General features: G+C 71.9%; 13 protein-coding genes. 1 reads left to right on the top strand and 12 read right to left on the bottom strand.

The annotated features are described in order from the left end of the window. Positions 1-90: 90 nt before the first annotated feature. From ACTMTF_RS19140 to ACTMTF_RS19100, 9 genes are read right to left on the bottom strand one after another with little or no spacing between them, the layout of a single operon-like run. Entirely contained in the window at positions 91-483 is a 393-nt protein-coding gene (locus ACTMTF_RS19140) for a flp pilus-assembly TadE/G-like family protein (protein WP_441111899.1), read from the bottom strand. Positions 484-503: 20 nt separating this feature from the next. Then, positions 504-905, bottom strand: coding sequence for a TadE/TadG family type IV pilus assembly protein (locus ACTMTF_RS19135; RefSeq protein WP_397008313.1), 402 nt, complete (start codon positions 903-905; stop codon positions 504-506). Beyond that, positions 902-1330 carry a TadE/TadG family type IV pilus assembly protein gene (locus ACTMTF_RS19130; protein WP_397008311.1) on the bottom strand — a complete coding sequence of 143 codons (429 nt, stop codon included), beginning with the start codon at positions 1328-1330 and terminating at the stop codon, positions 902-904. Before ACTMTF_RS19130 ends, ACTMTF_RS19135 begins: the two co-directional genes overlap by 4 nt. Further along, on the bottom strand, positions 1327-1554 hold the full coding sequence (locus ACTMTF_RS19125) for a hypothetical protein (protein ID WP_397008309.1): 228 nt from the start codon (positions 1552-1554) through the stop codon (positions 1327-1329). The genes ACTMTF_RS19130 and ACTMTF_RS19125 overlap by 4 nt, the downstream gene beginning before the upstream one ends. Further along, positions 1554-2471: a type II secretion system F family protein gene (locus tag ACTMTF_RS19120; RefSeq protein WP_441111898.1), complete on the bottom strand. Its 918-nt coding sequence runs from the start codon at positions 2469-2471 to the stop codon at positions 1554-1556. The genes ACTMTF_RS19125 and ACTMTF_RS19120 overlap by 1 nt, the downstream gene beginning before the upstream one ends. Then, positions 2464-3306: a type II secretion system F family protein gene (locus tag ACTMTF_RS19115; RefSeq protein ID WP_441111897.1), complete on the bottom strand. Its 843-nt coding sequence runs from the start codon at positions 3304-3306 to the stop codon at positions 2464-2466. The genes ACTMTF_RS19120 and ACTMTF_RS19115 overlap by 8 nt, the downstream gene beginning before the upstream one ends. A 1-nt stretch (position 3307) precedes the next feature. Then, positions 3308-4603, bottom strand: a complete 1296-nt coding sequence (locus ACTMTF_RS19110; protein ID WP_441111896.1) for a CpaF family protein — start codon at positions 4601-4603, stop codon at positions 3308-3310. Next, a complete protein-coding gene (locus ACTMTF_RS19105; RefSeq protein ID WP_397008301.1) occupies positions 4600-5316 on the bottom strand; it encodes a hypothetical protein in 717 nt (238 codons plus the stop codon). The genes ACTMTF_RS19110 and ACTMTF_RS19105 overlap by 4 nt, the downstream gene beginning before the upstream one ends. Position 5317: 1 nt before the next feature. Then, positions 5318-5986, bottom strand: a complete 669-nt coding sequence (locus ACTMTF_RS19100) for a hypothetical protein (RefSeq protein WP_441111895.1) — start codon at positions 5984-5986, stop codon at positions 5318-5320. 472 nt (positions 5987-6458) lie between these two features. Here ACTMTF_RS19100 and ACTMTF_RS19095 point away from each other — a divergent pair, with 472 nt between their 5' ends. Further along, entirely contained in the window at positions 6459-11369 is a 4911-nt protein-coding gene (locus tag ACTMTF_RS19095) for an FtsK/SpoIIIE domain-containing protein (RefSeq protein ID WP_441111894.1), read from the top strand. 847 nt (positions 11370-12216) lie between these two features. On the opposite strand, the gene ACTMTF_RS19090 is transcribed toward ACTMTF_RS19095, so the two are convergent. From ACTMTF_RS19090 to trpB, 3 genes are read right to left on the bottom strand one after another with little or no spacing between them, the layout of a single operon-like run. Continuing rightward, positions 12217-12972, bottom strand: coding sequence for a GntR family transcriptional regulator (locus ACTMTF_RS19090; protein WP_441111893.1), 756 nt, complete (start codon positions 12970-12972; stop codon positions 12217-12219). Then, a complete protein-coding gene (gene trpA / locus ACTMTF_RS19085; RefSeq protein ID WP_441111892.1) occupies positions 12969-13784 on the bottom strand; it encodes a tryptophan synthase subunit alpha in 816 nt (271 codons plus the stop codon). Before trpA ends, ACTMTF_RS19090 begins: the two co-directional genes overlap by 4 nt. Continuing rightward, positions 13781-14986: a tryptophan synthase subunit beta gene (trpB, locus tag ACTMTF_RS19080; protein WP_441111891.1), complete on the bottom strand. Its 1206-nt coding sequence runs from the start codon at positions 14984-14986 to the stop codon at positions 13781-13783. The genes trpA and trpB overlap by 4 nt, the downstream gene beginning before the upstream one ends. Between the last annotated feature and the right edge of the window lie 130 nt (positions 14987-15116).

Raw genomic sequence — 15116 nt, 5'->3', positions numbered from 1 at the left:
GTGCTGATTCGCCGCTCTGTCATCCACTGACCCGCCCGATTCGGTCTGGGTCTTCTCGCCGGCTCTGCTCGCTCGGCTCTGCTCGCCGGCTCATCTCGACTCGGGCGCGGCACTCGCCTCGCCCTCCATCTCCGACCCGGAGAAGCCGATCGCCGCCAGGAAGAAGGCGGTCCAGCGGACCCGCACGTTGACCGTCACCTGGGCCTGCCCCTGCTCGACGGTGCAACCGGCCGTGGTGATGCCGTCGCCGCCGTGCGCCGCGACGATCTCCTCGGCCCTGGCGCAGACCTCCCCCTGGCCCAGCATCCGGACCTCACCGGTGGTGCGCAGGTGGTCGACGTCGATCTGGTCGGCGCCGGCGCGTGCGGCCTGCTCGGCGATGTCGTTGGCCCGCAACCGGGCGTTGATCGCCGATCCCCCGTCGACGAGCAGCCCGGCCAGCAGGAACACCACCACGGAGAACAGCACGGTGAACACCGACATGGACCCGCGCTCCCCCCGCCTCACTTCTCCACCCTCCTGAACTCCTCCAGCGGCACCACGGCCGTGCCGGTCATCCGCTTGGCCGCGCCGAAGCCGAGAAAGGCGAGGTCCAGCTCGCACGTCACCTCCGCCCGCACCTCGCCGCCCTGCTCATAGGCGTCGCCGTCCAGGGTGACGGCCGGGTTCGCGCACCCGTCCTGCAGCGCGTCGGTGGCGACCTTCTCCGCGGCGGCGGTCGCGTCGTCGAAGGTGCGCTGGACCGAGGCGGCCCGCGCGGCGTCCCTGACCGCGGCGTTGACCTCACCCTGCGCCTCGACCAGGCGTCCGGCTCCGGCGAGGAAGAGCAGGAACAGCAGGAAGACCGGCGCCAGCATCACCGTCTCGACGGCCATGGAGCCTCGCTCGCGCGCGCGGCGGTTCATTCGCAGTCCTCGCCGCCGTCGTCCGGGCGGAAGCACTCGATCGGGCCACCCGCCGTGGCCGTGATGGTGAAGGCGAGCTCCGGGAGCAGGGGGATCACCTGGACGGCGCTGCCGGTGACGGTCACGTGACGCTCGTCCGGGTCCTTCTCGGCGGTGTTCACCGACGCGCCGTCGAGCAGCTGGGGGCCGATCGCCGCCAGCACGTCGCGGGCCTTGGCCTGCGCCTCCTGCTCCCAGCCGCCGGAGTCGGCGGGAGCGGCCCTGGCGACGCGGGCTCCCTCCCTGGCCGCCGCCTCGGCCACCTGGCGGCCGTGGAACCAGAGTGTGACCTGCACGATGAGCAGCACGGTGGCCAGGATGACCGGCATGAGCAGGGCCAGCTCGATCACCGACACGCCTCGGTCATCGCGCTTGGAGCGTGTCACGTGTCCCCGTCACCGCCGCCACCGCCGAACGAGTCCTGGATGTCGCCCTGCTTCTCCGTGACCAGCTGACTGATCAGCGTGGCCAGGCCGAGGGCGACCCCGGCGATGATCGCCGTGATGATGACCCACTCGACGGCGGAGGCGCCTCGGCTCGGCGCGGTGCGGGCGCGGTGGATGCGCACACTCAGGAACGCGACCAGGTAAATGATCCACGGATGGTTCATCAGGACCCCAACATCTTCATAGCGGCCGGAAAACTGAGAAAGATGACAAATCCCGCGCAGAGGAGGAGCTGGGCGACCAGCATCGACTGGGACCGTTCGCCGGCCCGGCCCTCGATCTCCGCCAGCTCCCGGCGGCGGAGGGTGGCGGCCCTGGCGGTCAGCGAGGTGCGTACCTTGGCGCCGTCGTCGGCGACCAGGCCGAGCGCGGCGGACAGGTCCCGCAGCTCGTCGATGTTGAGCTCCTCGCCGAGCTGGCCGAGCGCCTGCCAGGGCGTGATGCCGACGATCCTGGCCCCCTGCAGCGCGTCCCGGATGCGGGCCATCGCCCAGTTGGGCTGCTCGCCGCTGATCGAGACGGCCATCATCAGCGCCTCGGGGACGCCCCGGCCGCCGGCGAGGTTCATCGACACCAGGTCCAGGAACGCGCCGACGACGTGCCGGAAGTCGCGTCTGCGCGCCGTGGCCTCCTTCTTGATCTGCAGGTCGGGCAGGAAGAAGAAGACGACCGACGCCAGCACGGCCACCCAGAACGGGATGGTCGGCGAGGCGCCCCAGCCCATCAGCAGCAGCCAGCCGAACAGCACGGGGAAGGCCAGCAGCCCGCTGGCCGCGAGCAGCGCCTTGGTCGCCAGGAAACCCTCGAACGAGCGTCCTACGAGCGCCAGGTCCGCCTTGGTCGAGCGGACGTGCCAGCCGCGGGTGCCGTAGAGGCGGGCCAGCCGGACGCCGAGCTGCCGCCGGAAGGCGCTGACCTCCTCCTCCGGCAGCAGGAGGATGCGGGGCGAGTCGGAGCTCTCCCGCACCTCGTCCAGCGCGAGCAGCCTGGCCACCAACCCGGGCCGGGCCGGGAACAGCGCCTTCAGCAGCAGGAACAGGCCCAGGCCCGCCACGCCGCCCGCCAGCACGCCCTCAACCATGGTCGCCTCCGACGAGCAGTCGTGTGGGCTTGTCGAACCTGGCCAGGCGCCGCATCCAGGCGAATCCGGCGCCGAACAGGCCGGCCACGATGACGAGCACCGCCTGGCCGAGCAGGTTGTCGTACTCGCCCACGTACTCGGGGTTGAAGACGACCAGCAGCGCGGCGAAGGCCAGGGCGGTGATCACCACGATCTGCACGCTGCGCCTGGTGGCGCGGCGTTCGGCCTCGACCCGGCGGCGCATGTCGAGCTCCTCGCGCGCCGACACGGCCAGCGCGCCGAGCACGTCGCGCAGGCCGGGGCCGCGCAGCCGGGAGTTGAGCACCAGCGCCGCCACCACCAGGTCGGCCGAGGGGTCGTCGAGCTCGTCGGCGAACATGGCGAGCGCGTCCGGCAGCGCCATCCTGGTGTGCAGCCGGTCGATCAACGCGCGCAGATGGGGGCGGAGCGTCGGGGCCGCGGCCCTGATCGAGGACGGGATGGCCTGCTCCAGCCCGGCCGCGCCGGCGATCGTGTCACGCAGCGACTCGGTCCAGGCGGCCAGGCCCTCCAGGCGGTGCATCGCCCCCCGTTCCTCGGCCGCGCCGCCGGACAGGCCGCGCCAGGCGAAGACCAGCAGGACGGTCCCGACGGCCACGACCGGCCAGCCGGTGACGACCAGCACCACGGTGGCCGCGACCCCGGCGATGGCCGCGCGGGTGGACAGCATCTGGACCATGCGGCGCTTGGGCTGCGAAGGGCGGGGGCGCAGGCCGTACAGGGAGAGGAACAGCAGGAAGAGGCCGGCGCCTGCGAGGGCGCCGGACAGCAGCGCCAGCGGGTCGAAAGTGATCATGTCACCAGCCCCCCGGGTTGTAGCCGTAGGCGGCGAGCTCCTCCATGCAGGAGACCGGGGCGTGCGGCAGGCCCGAGCCGTCCGGGCCGGGCGCGAACACCTCGCTCGACAGCACGCGGCCGTCGCAGCCGTTGACCTCGCGGATGCTGGAGACGTAGCGGCGCAGGGTGCCGCCGCGGTGATAGTCGTTGCGCTTCTCGATGAAGACGACGAAGTCGATCGCGCCCGCGATGAGCATGTGCGTGGCCTCGATCGGGAGTCGTTCGCGGGCCTGCAGGGCGTAGGTGGCGATGCGGTTGAAGACTTCCATGCTGGAGTTGGCGTGGATGGTGGACAGGGAGCCGTCGTTGCCCTGGGTCATCGCGTTGAGCATGGTGACGATCTCGTCGCCGAGCACCTCGCCGACGATCACGCGGCTGGGGTTCATGCGCAGGGACCTGCGCACCAGCTCGGCCATGCTGATCTCGCCCTGGCCCTCGGAGTTGGGCAGGCGTTGCTCGAAGGCGACCACGTTCGGATGAAGCTCGGGGAACTGGTCGAGGCCGAGCTCCAGGGCTCGTTCGACGGTGACGAGGCGCTCGCTGGGCATGATCTCGTTGGCCAGGGCGCGCAGCAGTGTCGTCTTTCCCGCATTGGTCGATCCGGCGATCATGATGTTCTTCCGGGCGCCGATCGCCGCCGAGAGAAAACGGCCAATTTCCGGGCTTATCGTGTTATTTCCGACCAAGTCGGAAAGGAAGACTTTGCCGAGGCGAGCACGGCGAATGGAGACGGCGGGCTTGACCGTCACGTCCATCACCGCGCTCAGCCGCGAACCGTCCGGCAGGCGCAGGTCGAGCTGTGGATTGGCAGTGTCGAACGGCCTGCTCGACAGCCCGGAATAGGCGGCCAGGATCTGGATGAGCTCGACCAGCTCCTCGTCGGACTCGGCCACCGGCTCCCGCATGAGCTCCTGGCCGTCGGCATAGCTGACGAACACCTTGTCGCAGCCGTTGATGTCGATGTTCTCGACCTCAGGGTCGTCGAGCAGCGGCTGCAGGCGGCCCACGCCGAACAGGGCCGCGTGAATGCCCGCGGCGAGCGCCTCTTCCTCCTCGACCGTGGGCGGAGTGCGGCCCAGGCCGATCTCGCTGCGCGCGTGCTCCTCCAGCACCTGCGAGATCAGCGCCCTGGCGAACTGGCGCTCGTCCTCGCCCGTCATCGTGGGCAGGCCGTTGGCCTGGTCGAGCCGGCGCTGGTGGGCGAGGCGGTCGCCGACCTCCTGCCGGAATCTCTTGACGAGGGAGTGGTCGATCATCGGGTCCCCACCAGCCGTCCTGCGAGATCTCGTGCGGTACGGACCAGCAACGAGCGGTCCAGCCGGCCGCCCCACTGACCGCGCAGCAGCTCCGCGCCCTTCACGTCATGGGCCAGCCCGTGGACGAAGGAGACATAAGGGCCGACGATCCTGCGCACGTCGTCGATCGAGGAGCGGTAGCTGCGCGGGTCGGCGATCACCACCACGCCGTGCGCCTTGGTGATGCTCAGGCGCTCCCGCAGGTGGGCCACATGGTCCAGGGTCGCCCTGGTGAGCAGGACCACCTGGTCGGCCTCCGCCAGCAGGTCGCCGAGCTGCGGGTGGGAGCCGAGGCGGCCGCAGTCGGCGATCACGTCGGCGTTCGGCATCGCGGCCAGCGACCGGCCCAGCGGGCCCCACATCCAGGTCAGACCGGCGGCCTGCTCCCCATGGGTGATGCCGACCAGCACGTCCAGGCCGCCCACGATCTTCTGGGTGTGCTGGTGGATCTGCGCGGGCTCCAGGCCGCGCCGGGCCGTGGCGCCCAGCGTGAGCAGGCCCTTGCCCGGATTGAGCACCCCGCCGTCGGCGGCGGGCAGACGGTAGGCGAGGTCCCCGCCGGAGGGGTCGCACTCGGCGAGGAGCACGGGCCTGGGCCAGACGGCGGCCAGGGCCGTCGCGGCGGTGGTCACCCCTGGCGCGCCCTTGTCGGCGGCCAGCGCGATCAGCCCCACGTCAGCGCGCCCCTGGAAGCTCGGCCACGGCGACCTCGCCGACGGAGGCGAACTGGAGGATCACCGGCGAGACCTGCGTCTCCACGATCACGGTGATCTGGCCGCTGCCGCCGCTCCTGCCCTTCTCGCCGCCGACGCTGAAGACCAGCGCGCTCTGCGCCAGCACCCGGCTCTCCGCCTCGCCGCCGCGTCCCGGCACGTGCACGACCTGCACGCGGTCGCCGGGATTCAACCCCGCGGGCATCTGGCCCGGTTTGAGTGCCAGCCCCACCTTGGCCTTGCCGGGGCCGAGCTCCTCGCTGGCGGTGACGCCCATGTCGTCGGTGAGCAGGGTGCCGGGCAGGATGGTGACGGCCGCGAAGGTGTCGAGCACCCGCTCCCGCTGCGACCAGCTCACGAAGTCGATGCCGGTGTCGGCGATCTGGACCTCCTCCATGGCGTCCGCGGTGAACTGCTGGCCGGCGCCCACCTGCTGGGTGATCCTGATCGCGGAGATGCGGTCACCGCTGCGCAGCACGAGCAGCGTCGTCGCGAGCGCTCCGCCCAGGATGAGCAGCACGGCGAGGGCGGCCAGGGCAGGCTTGCGCTCGCGCGGGGGCACGGGGAGCTTGCGCGAGGCTGGGCCTGACAACCCGGCCGTGTTGACGGCGGGTTTTTCACTGGTCCTCATGGGTCGGGGGCTCCCATTAGTGAATTGCGGAATTCACGCCATTATGTGCATCCGGGTGGCGGAGTGGGGGTCGAATGCGAAGAACCATGCTTGTTTCGCAGGCGGCTTGGTGTCAACTCAAAATAATCAATGCCTATTGTTTCTAGCGAGTTGACGGGTGTTGACTTTTCCGGCTAGGAGTCACTGGTTTAACATTTGTCACTTTGTTAACTGAGGTTTTCGGATTTATCGCTTTACGTGTGCTTATATTCGGCGCGACCTTAACGGGATATAGGGCATAGGTCAGGCGTACTGGGTGGCGATCCGGGACTTCATGGACTTTTCGCCTTCGCTTTGCGGCTTGTCCACAGGGGTGCGTTCGTGTCCTGGGTTATCCACAGGCCACGGCTTTCATGCCATTGATGTCAACCGAAGGGCCTAACGTCGCTGCGGGCGCTACCTTGGCGCCGAGATCCGACCGAGGAGACGGCACATGCGGATCATGCTCACCGTGCTCGGCGAGGCGAGCAGTCGTGACGTCGTGATCGACGGTGACGATGACGCGACGGTCGCCGCGGTGAGTGAGGCGCTCAGCGGCCGCGAGCCGGTCGCCGAGGTCGTCCGGCTGCCCCGGGCGCGCGCGCCCTACGGCATGTCAGCCACGGCGTCACCCGCCGCGTCTCCCTCTACGTCTCCCGCTGCGGCCACCCGTGTCCCAGGGCAGCGCCTGCCCGACGGGGGCGGCTCGGCCTGGCACACTCCTGGCCCCACCGGCGGGCTCACACGCGAGTCCGCCCTGTGGCGCAACGGGCGTCCTCTCGACCCGCGCGCCCCCGCCAGGTCCGTGCTGCACGACGGCGACAAGGTCACCCTCGACCCCCGCCTCGCCAGGATGACGATCATCGAGGAGCCGGGCGGCGTGGCGGAGATCCGCGTGGTCGGCGGTCCGGCCGCCGGCGCGGTGCACCGGCTGGGGCTCGGGGTCCACGTCATCGGCTCCGATCCGATGTGCGCCATCACCGTCGCCGACGCGGCCCTCGCCCCGGAGGCGGTGACCGTACGCGTGGCTCCCGACGCGATCACCGTGGAGCGCGCGCTGCGGGCGGCGCCCGGCCAGGCGCCGCGCCTCAAGCTCAAGGGCAGATGGGCCGACGAGGTCGCGGAGCTCACGGAGCGGGTGGCGGAGCGGCAGGCGGCGGAGTTCGCCTCCGAGGCCACGCGACCCCCTCCCGAGCTGGGCTCCCAGCCGCTCACCGACGCCGTCGACTGGCCTGAGGACACCCTGCTGGCCTGCGGCTCGTCGCTGTTCACGCTGATGGCCATCGAGCCTCCCGACGCCCACCTGACGCCCAGGCCCGAAGGCGGCGTGGCCTACAACCGGCCGCCCCGGCTGCGCCGTCCGGAGGGCCGCCGCTCTTTCGTACGGCCCAAGGAGCCGACCCGTAACGAAGGGATGCGGCTGCAGTTGCTGGCCGCTTTCCTGCCCGCGGTGCTCGGCCTCACCCTGGCCTTCGTGCTCAACCAGTGGTATTTCCTGCTCATGGCCCTGATGACCCCCGTCATCATGGTCGGCCAGTGGTGGAGCGACCGTCGCCACGGCAAGAAGCAGCACAGGAAGGCACTCAAGGAATACCGGGAGCTGCTCGACGCCTACGAGGAGGCGGTCGAGCACGCCAGGGCCGAGGACGAGCTGCTGCGCAGGTCCGACTCGCCCGACCCGGCCCAGGTGCTGCTGACCGCGATCGGCCCGCGCAGACGGCTGTGGGAGCGCAGGATCCACGATGACGACGCGCTCCGGCTGAGGGTGGGGCTCGCCGATCTGCCCGCCAACCTGGATCTCAGCGAGGAGCAGGGCGGTTCCCTCGATCCGCCGACCTGCCGGGCGGTGCCGGTGTCCCTGGCCATGCGCAGGCTCGGCGTCGCAGGCGTCACCGGGCCGCGCGACCAGGCCACCGGCCTGGCCTGCTGGCTCACCGGGCAGGCCGCGACCCTGCACAGTCCGCGCGACCTGGCCATCGTGATCATCTCCGCGCACGCCGACAGCGAGCGCCGCTGGGGCTGGACGCGCTGGCTGCCGCACTGCGCGCCGCGCGGCGGTGAGGAGTGCGTGGCGCTGGTCGGCGCCGACCCGGAGTCCGCGGCCCACCGCGTCAGCGAGCTGGCCGCCCTCATCGACGAGCGGCAGAACACCGCGATCCCCGAGCTCGGCAAGATCCCCACCGGCTGGGACGACCTCGGCGGCCCCGAGCCGCCCGCCTTCTCGACCTACGACACCCGCCCCTACGACGTGCTGGTCGTCCTCGACGGCGCGCAGGCCCTGAGAGGCCTGCCCAACATGCCCCAGGTCCTGCGTCAGGGCCCGCGAGCGGGCGTTTACACACTGGCCATCGACGACGACCAGCGGCTGCTGCCGGAGGAGTGCGCCACGGTGGCCGCCTGCGACCCCGACGGCCAGGTCCATCTGCGCGGCGGCGGCCTCGACGTGATCGGCCCGGTCCTGGCGGATCTCGTGTCACCCTCGTGGTGCGACCGCCTGGCCAGAGCCTTGTCCCCCATCCGCGACGTGAGCAGGCAGGACACCGCCGGCCAGCTCCCGGACGCGGTGCGGCTGCTGGACCTGCTCGCGCTGCGCTCCCTGTCAGGCCAGGAGCTGGCCGCCCGCTGGCACGACCAGGGGTCGACCCGCGCGCTGATCGGCACCGGCCCCGACGGCCCCTTCTCGATAGACCTGCGTCTGGACGGCCCGCACGCCCTGATCGCGGGCACCACGGGCGCGGGCAAGTCGGAGCTGCTGCAGACCCTCATCAGCTCCCTCGCGGTCGCCAACCGTCCCGACCAGCTCACCTTCGTGCTGATCGACTACAAGGGCGGTGCGGCGTTCAAGGAGTGCACCCGTCTCCCGCACACCGTCGGCATGGTCAGCGACCTCGACGGCCACCTGACTCAGCGCGCCCTGGACTCCCTCGGCGCCGAGATCCGGCGCCGCGAACGCCTCCTGCTGGCCGCCGGCGCCAAGGACATCGAGGACTACACCGGCCATCCGCTGCCCCGGCTGGTCCTGATCATCGACGAGTTCGCGGCGCTGGTCGCAGAGCTGCCCGACTTCGTCACCGGCCTGGTCGACATCGCCCGCCGGGGCCGCTCGCTCGGCATCCACCTCATCCTGGCCACCCAGCGCCCCGCCGGTGTGGTGACGGCCGACATCCAGGCCAACACCTCACTCCGCATCGCCCTGCGCGTCACCGAGCCGGCCGAGTCCGCCGACGTGATCGACATGCCCGATGCCGCGCACATCTCGAAGTCCACCCCCGGCCGCTGCTACGTGAAGTCGGGCGCGGGCGCGGCGACCGCTGTTCAGACGGCCAGGGTGGGCGGCCGCAGCCCGAGCCTGGCCACCGGCGCCACCAACGGCACCGGCGGCCACCCCGGGCTGGGCGGTCCCACCTGGGCCCCGGGCCACGACACGGCCCATGCGGACGTACGAGTCGTGAGCGTCGACTGGCGTTCGCTCGGCAGGACTCTGCCGAGCCGGCCGGACACCGCCGAGATGTCGGCCGTCACCGACCTGTCGATCCTCGCCGACGGCCTGATCGAGGCCGCACGCCTGGCAGGCGTCCCGGAGCAGCCCCGCCCCTGGCTGGAGCCCATCCCCGCCCAGGTGGTCCTGGGCCTTCCCGCCGCAGCCGCACCTCAGCCTCCCGCGACCGGCGACTCCGCCCCTGGCGGCTCGGCGTCGCCGATCACCGTCGTCGAGCCGTACGGACCAGGAACCGCGAGCCGCGACCGGTCAGGCGAGCTGGAGCCGCTCGCCTTCGGTGTGACGGACCGCCCCTGGGCTCAGGACCGGCTCCCCCTCTCGCTCGACCTGGCCCACGGCGGCCACCTGGTGATCGCGGGGGCCGCCCGCAGCGGCAGATCCACCGTCCTGCGCACGATCGCGGGCGCCATCGCGGCCTACGCCCCTCCCTCCGACGTGCACGTCCACGCGATCGACTGCGGGTCCGGCGCCCTGCTGCCGCTGGTGGCGATGCCCCACTGCGGCGCGGTCGTGACCCGCGACCAGCTGGACCGCGTGGAGCGTCTGCTCACCCGTCTCCGGGCGGAGGTGAGCCGCCGCCAGCAACTGCTGGCCGAGGCCGGGCACGCCTCACTGGCCGAATACCGCCAGGCAGGCCATCGACTCCCCTGGCTGGTGCTCATGCTCGACCGCTGGGAGGGCTACGTCGCCGCGTTCGAGGGCTACGACTACGGCCGCCTGCTGGAGTCCCTCATGCAGCTTCTGCGCGAAGGCCCCGCCGTGGGCCTGCGGGCCGTGGTCACAGGCGACCGATCCTGCCTGCTCGGGCAGATCTCCACCCTCTTCGACAACCGCCTGCTTCTCCGCCTCACCGACCCCACCGACTACGGCCTGGCCGGATTCCCCCTCAAGGGCCTGCCGACGTCGATCCCGCCGGGCCGCGCCCTGTCCCTGGGCCAGAACGGCATCGTCGAGCACCAGATCGCCCTCCTCAGCCCCGATCCGGCCGGTCCCGCCCAGGTGGCCGCACTCCAGTCCCTGGCCCGTGCCGCCTCCAGCCCGGTCACCCCGCTCTTCCCGCCGGCGCCGGGGTCGCCCGGCGACGCGGCGGAGGGCCCGGCCTCGCCACACCGTCCCGGCCCCGCTCACGAGCGATCGGTGCCTGCCGGGCGAGGCCCCTGGCTCTGGGAGGGAGAGCCGCCGCTGCGCGTGGACCCGTTGCCGATGCGCATCACCGCCGGTCAGACCCTCGCCCTGGACCCCACGTTCCGCCCGCCGTCGCCCCTGTGGGCACTCGTGGGCGCCGGGGGCGACTCCCTCGCCCCGCTCGGGCTCGACCTGATGGCGCAAGGCCCAGGCGCGGTGATCGCGGGCCCCTCGCGTTCCGGCCGCTCGTCCGTCCTGATGACCGCCGCCGAGTCGCTGATCTCCCAGGGCACACCGGTCATCGCCATCACGCCCAGACGCAGCCCGCTCAAGAATCTGTCCACCGCCCTGGCGATCCTCGACGCCGACGCCACGAACCTCCGGGAGCTGGTCGCCGAGCTGCACCACTACGTGGTCCTCGTGGACGACGCCGAGCTGATCGACCCGGACAGCCCGCTGGGCTCGGCCCTGGAGGAGATCCTCCGCTCCGGCCGTGACGGGGACCACGCCCTGCTGCTCGCCGGCGCGACCACCGACCTGACGGTCGTCTACCGAGGCTTCGCGGCCGAGACCCGCAAGTCCCGCACCGGCGTGCTGCTGTCGGTCCAGAGCCAGGCGGACGGCGACCTCTTCTCCATCCGCCTACCGCGCGGCACCGTCGGCGGCCCCCCAGGCCGCGGCCTCCTGGTCACCACCGGCAACGTCTCCCCCCTCCAGGCAGCCCTCCCGGACACCACCTGAGGACCGCTGCCCATAAGCCCCTGACGACTAAGCCCCCTGACGACCACCCTTGAGACAGCCTTTGACGACCGGCCATGACGACCGCCCTTGAGACAGCCTTTGACGACCGGCCATGACGACCGCCCTTTACGCCCGCCTCTTCCCCACCACCCCTTACAACCAGCCATGAGGGCCACCCTTGAGAACCGGCCTTGACGAGCACCCCAGGCAACCGCCCCTCGCGACCGCCCCAAACGACCGGCCTTACAACCGGCCATGACAACCGGCCCTGAGCGAGCGCCCCTAAGGACCGCCCCTTACGACCGGCCGCTGGGACCAGCCATGAACGAGCGCCCCTGAGCGAGCGCCCTGATGACCGGCTATGAGGATCGGCGCTGAGTGAGCGTCCGCGTCCATGAAACGGAGGTCGGCGGGCTGCGGGTGGCGGTGCTGGTCAGCACCGAGCCGGGACACCGCAACGGGGTCTCTCGGACGACCAGCTAGCTGGCTGGGAAACCGTCAGCTGAGCTGGCCAGGGGAAGACCAACTGGCCGACGGACCACCCGCTGGGCTGCTGGCGGAGGACCAGCTCCGTCGACCGGCGGGGAGACCAGCGGCCGACCACCAGAAGACCAGCCAGCCAACCAGCAGCTGAGCTGGCCACGGGTCGACCAACCGGCCGACGGACCACCCGCTGGGCTGCTGACGGAGGACCAGCTCCATCGACCGGCAGAGAGACCAGCCGGCCAACCACCAGAAGACCAGCCAGCCAACCGGCGGGGATACCAGCCGACCGACCACCAGAAGACCAGCTGGCTGGTTGGTGGAAGAGCGGCTGGATGGTCGGTGGCCGGCTGGGTTGCTGGTTTTAGCTGGTGGCGCGCCAGGCGAGGGACAGGCCGGTGGCGGCGCGTTCGGTGCGGATCTCCATCATGCTGCCCAGGATGGTGGCATGGTCGGACACCATGGGAATGGCGTCGGATGTGTAGGTGATCCGGGCGCTGACGAGCACGGGGCTGCCCTCGGGCTCGTGGAGGCGGCGGGCGGCGGCGGGGTCGAGCAGGCCGGGCCGGACCACTTCGGACGCCCGGGCGACCGCCACTCCCGCGTCGGCAAGGGCCTCGTAGAGGGAGACGGCGGTGAAGTCGCGGTCGCGGATCTGGTCGGCCACCGGCCGGCGGACCCAGGACACCTGGTGTACGGCGGGACGGCCGGCGAACTCGCGGACCCGCTCCAGCCGCAGGGCGGTGTCGCCGGGGCGCAGCCGCAGCTCAGCGGCGACCGGGGCCGGGGCCCGGCGCATCGCCCGCCCGGCCACCACGGTGCGTACGTCGTGGCCCTGTTCGCGCAGGTCGTCGGCCAGGCTGCGGAGCGAGCCGAGCTGGTACGCCAGGTGGGGTGGGGCCACATACGTGCCCTTGCCGGGCCGTTGCACGATCAGGCTCTCGTCGCTGAGCTCGCGCAGCGCCTGGCGCAGCGTCATGAGGGTCACCCCGTAGGAGGCGCTCAGCTCCCGCTGCGGGGGCAGGGCCTCGCCGGGGGCGTAATGTCCCGACCGAATCTTCGCGGCGAGGTCGGCGGCGATGGCGCGGTACCTCGCCTCGTACCCGGCGTCGGTGGTCATCGTGGGGGGTCACACTCCTGGTCGAGGGCCCGCCGCAGGGTCGCGAGGAAGGTCCGCAGGTCGTCCGGCCCGGCCCCGTCGAGCACCCGCCGCATGACCGCGGCGCCGACCACGACGCCGTCGGCGTGCCGGCCGGCTTCCCGCGCCTGGTCGGGCGTGGAAATGCCAAATCCTAGCAAGACCGGCCGGTCGGTGCCCCGTCTGATCCGCGCGGTGAGCTCGGCGGCCGAGGCGGCGAGGGCGGCCCGCTCTCCGGTGGTGCCCATCAGCGACACCGCGTAGACGAAGCCGCGGCTGCGGCGCGAGATCTCCTCCAGCCTCGGCTCCGGCGTCGCCGGCGACGCCAGCAGGACCAGCTCGATCCCGGCGGCGGCGGCCACCTCCGTCAGCTCGTCCGCCTCGTGCATCGGCAGGTCGGGCACGATCAGGCCGCTGACGCCGGCCCGGCGCAGCGCGGCGCAGAACGCCTCGCCCCCGTCGTGCAGCACCAGGTTGTAGTAGGTGCTGACGACCAGCGGCACGCCCACGTCCGGGATCCCGGCCAGGTCGGCGAGGATCCGGCGCGTGCTCGCCCCCCGGGCCAGCGCCAGGTCGCCGGCCTGCTGGATGGTGACGCCGTCCAGGGTGGGGTCGGAGAAGGGCAGGCCGACCTCGATCGCGTCCGCGCCGCCGGCGGCGAACGCCCGCAGGTAGTCCGTCCAGCCGGACGTGATCCCTCCGGTGATGTACGGCATCAGCAGGCGGCGGCCGGTGTCCCGGCGGGCGCGCAGGTGGCGTTCGACCGTGCCCGGAGTCAGTGTGGAGGTCGTCACAGAAGCTCCTTCAGGGTGGAGATGTCCTTGTCGCCCCGGCCGGACAGTGTCATCAGGACCGTTGATCCGGCGGGCAGCTCGCCGCCGTCCGCGGCCCGGATCACCCAGGCCAGGGCGTGCGCCGATTCGAGTGCCGGGACGATGCCCTCGGTACGCGCCAGCCGTATCGCCGCGCCGACCGCCTCGTCGTCGGTCACCGTGACGTACCGGGCCCGGCCCAGGTCGCGCAGGTGGGCGTGCTCCGGGCCGACCCCCGGGTAGTCGAGCCCGGCGGCGATGGAGTGCGCCTGGTTGATCTGCCCGTCGTCGTCCTGCAGGAACAGTGAGCGGCAGCCGTGCAGGACGCCCAGCCTGCCGCGGGCCGCCCCGGCGCCGCCCTCCGCCTCCACACCGGTCAGGCGCGCCGGGGTGTCGGCGAATCCGGCGAACGTGCCGGCCGCGTTGGAGCCGCCGCCCACGCACGCGATCACGTGGTCCGGCACGCCGGTACGGAGCGCGGCGGCGCACTGCTCGCGGGCCTCGTCGCCGATGACCCGCTGGAACTCCCGGACCATCCATGGGTACGGATCCGGCCCGACGACCGAGCCGACGCAGTAGTGGGAGTCGCCGGTGGCCCCCACCCAGTGCCGCATGGCCTCGCTGGTCGCGTCCTTGAGCGTACGGCTGCCCGTGGTCACCGGGATCACCTCGGCGCCCAGCATGCGCATCCGGAAGACGTTCAACGCCTGCCGCTCGATGTCGCGCTCGCCCATGAAGACCGTGGCCTCCAGCCCGAGCAGTGCGGCGGCGGTCGCGGTGGCCACTCCGTGCTGGCCGGCCCCGGTCTCGGCGATCAGCTTGCGCCGTCCCATCCGGACGGCGAGCAGAGCCTGGCCCAGGACATTGTTGATCTTGTGTGAGCCGGTGTGGGTGAGGTCCTCGCGCTTGAGGTACAGCCGCAGGCCCAGCTCCTCCGACATCCGCCGGGCCGGCGTGAGCGGGGTGGGACGTCCGGCGTGCAGGGCGAGGAGTTCGGCCAGGGCGCCGCGGAACCCCGGATCCACCCACGCTTCCCGGAACACCTCCTCCACCTCGCGGCACGCCTCCACCAGCGACTCCGGCGCGTACCGCCCGCCGTAGGCGCCGAACCGGCCCCGCCCCCGGGGCTCGCCCATCGTCCCCGTCGAGTGGACGGGCTCACGCCATGGCGACACGTTTCGCATCCCACACTCACCTCGTTCTATAACTCTTCAGAGAGTTCTATAACAGTGAGTGTGGCATGGACGGGCCTGGGCGCGCCACCCTGACGCGTCCGCTTCGCCGGTCGTACCGGTGTCACATGGGTCCGTCCGC

The organism is Nonomuraea sp. ZG12, from assembly GCF_052068115.1.
Taxonomy (GTDB): Bacteria; Actinomycetota; Actinomycetes; order Streptosporangiales; family Streptosporangiaceae; genus Nonomuraea.
Note: the sequence above shows the minus strand (reverse complement) of the source record. Positions and strands in the feature narration are given on the sequence as shown.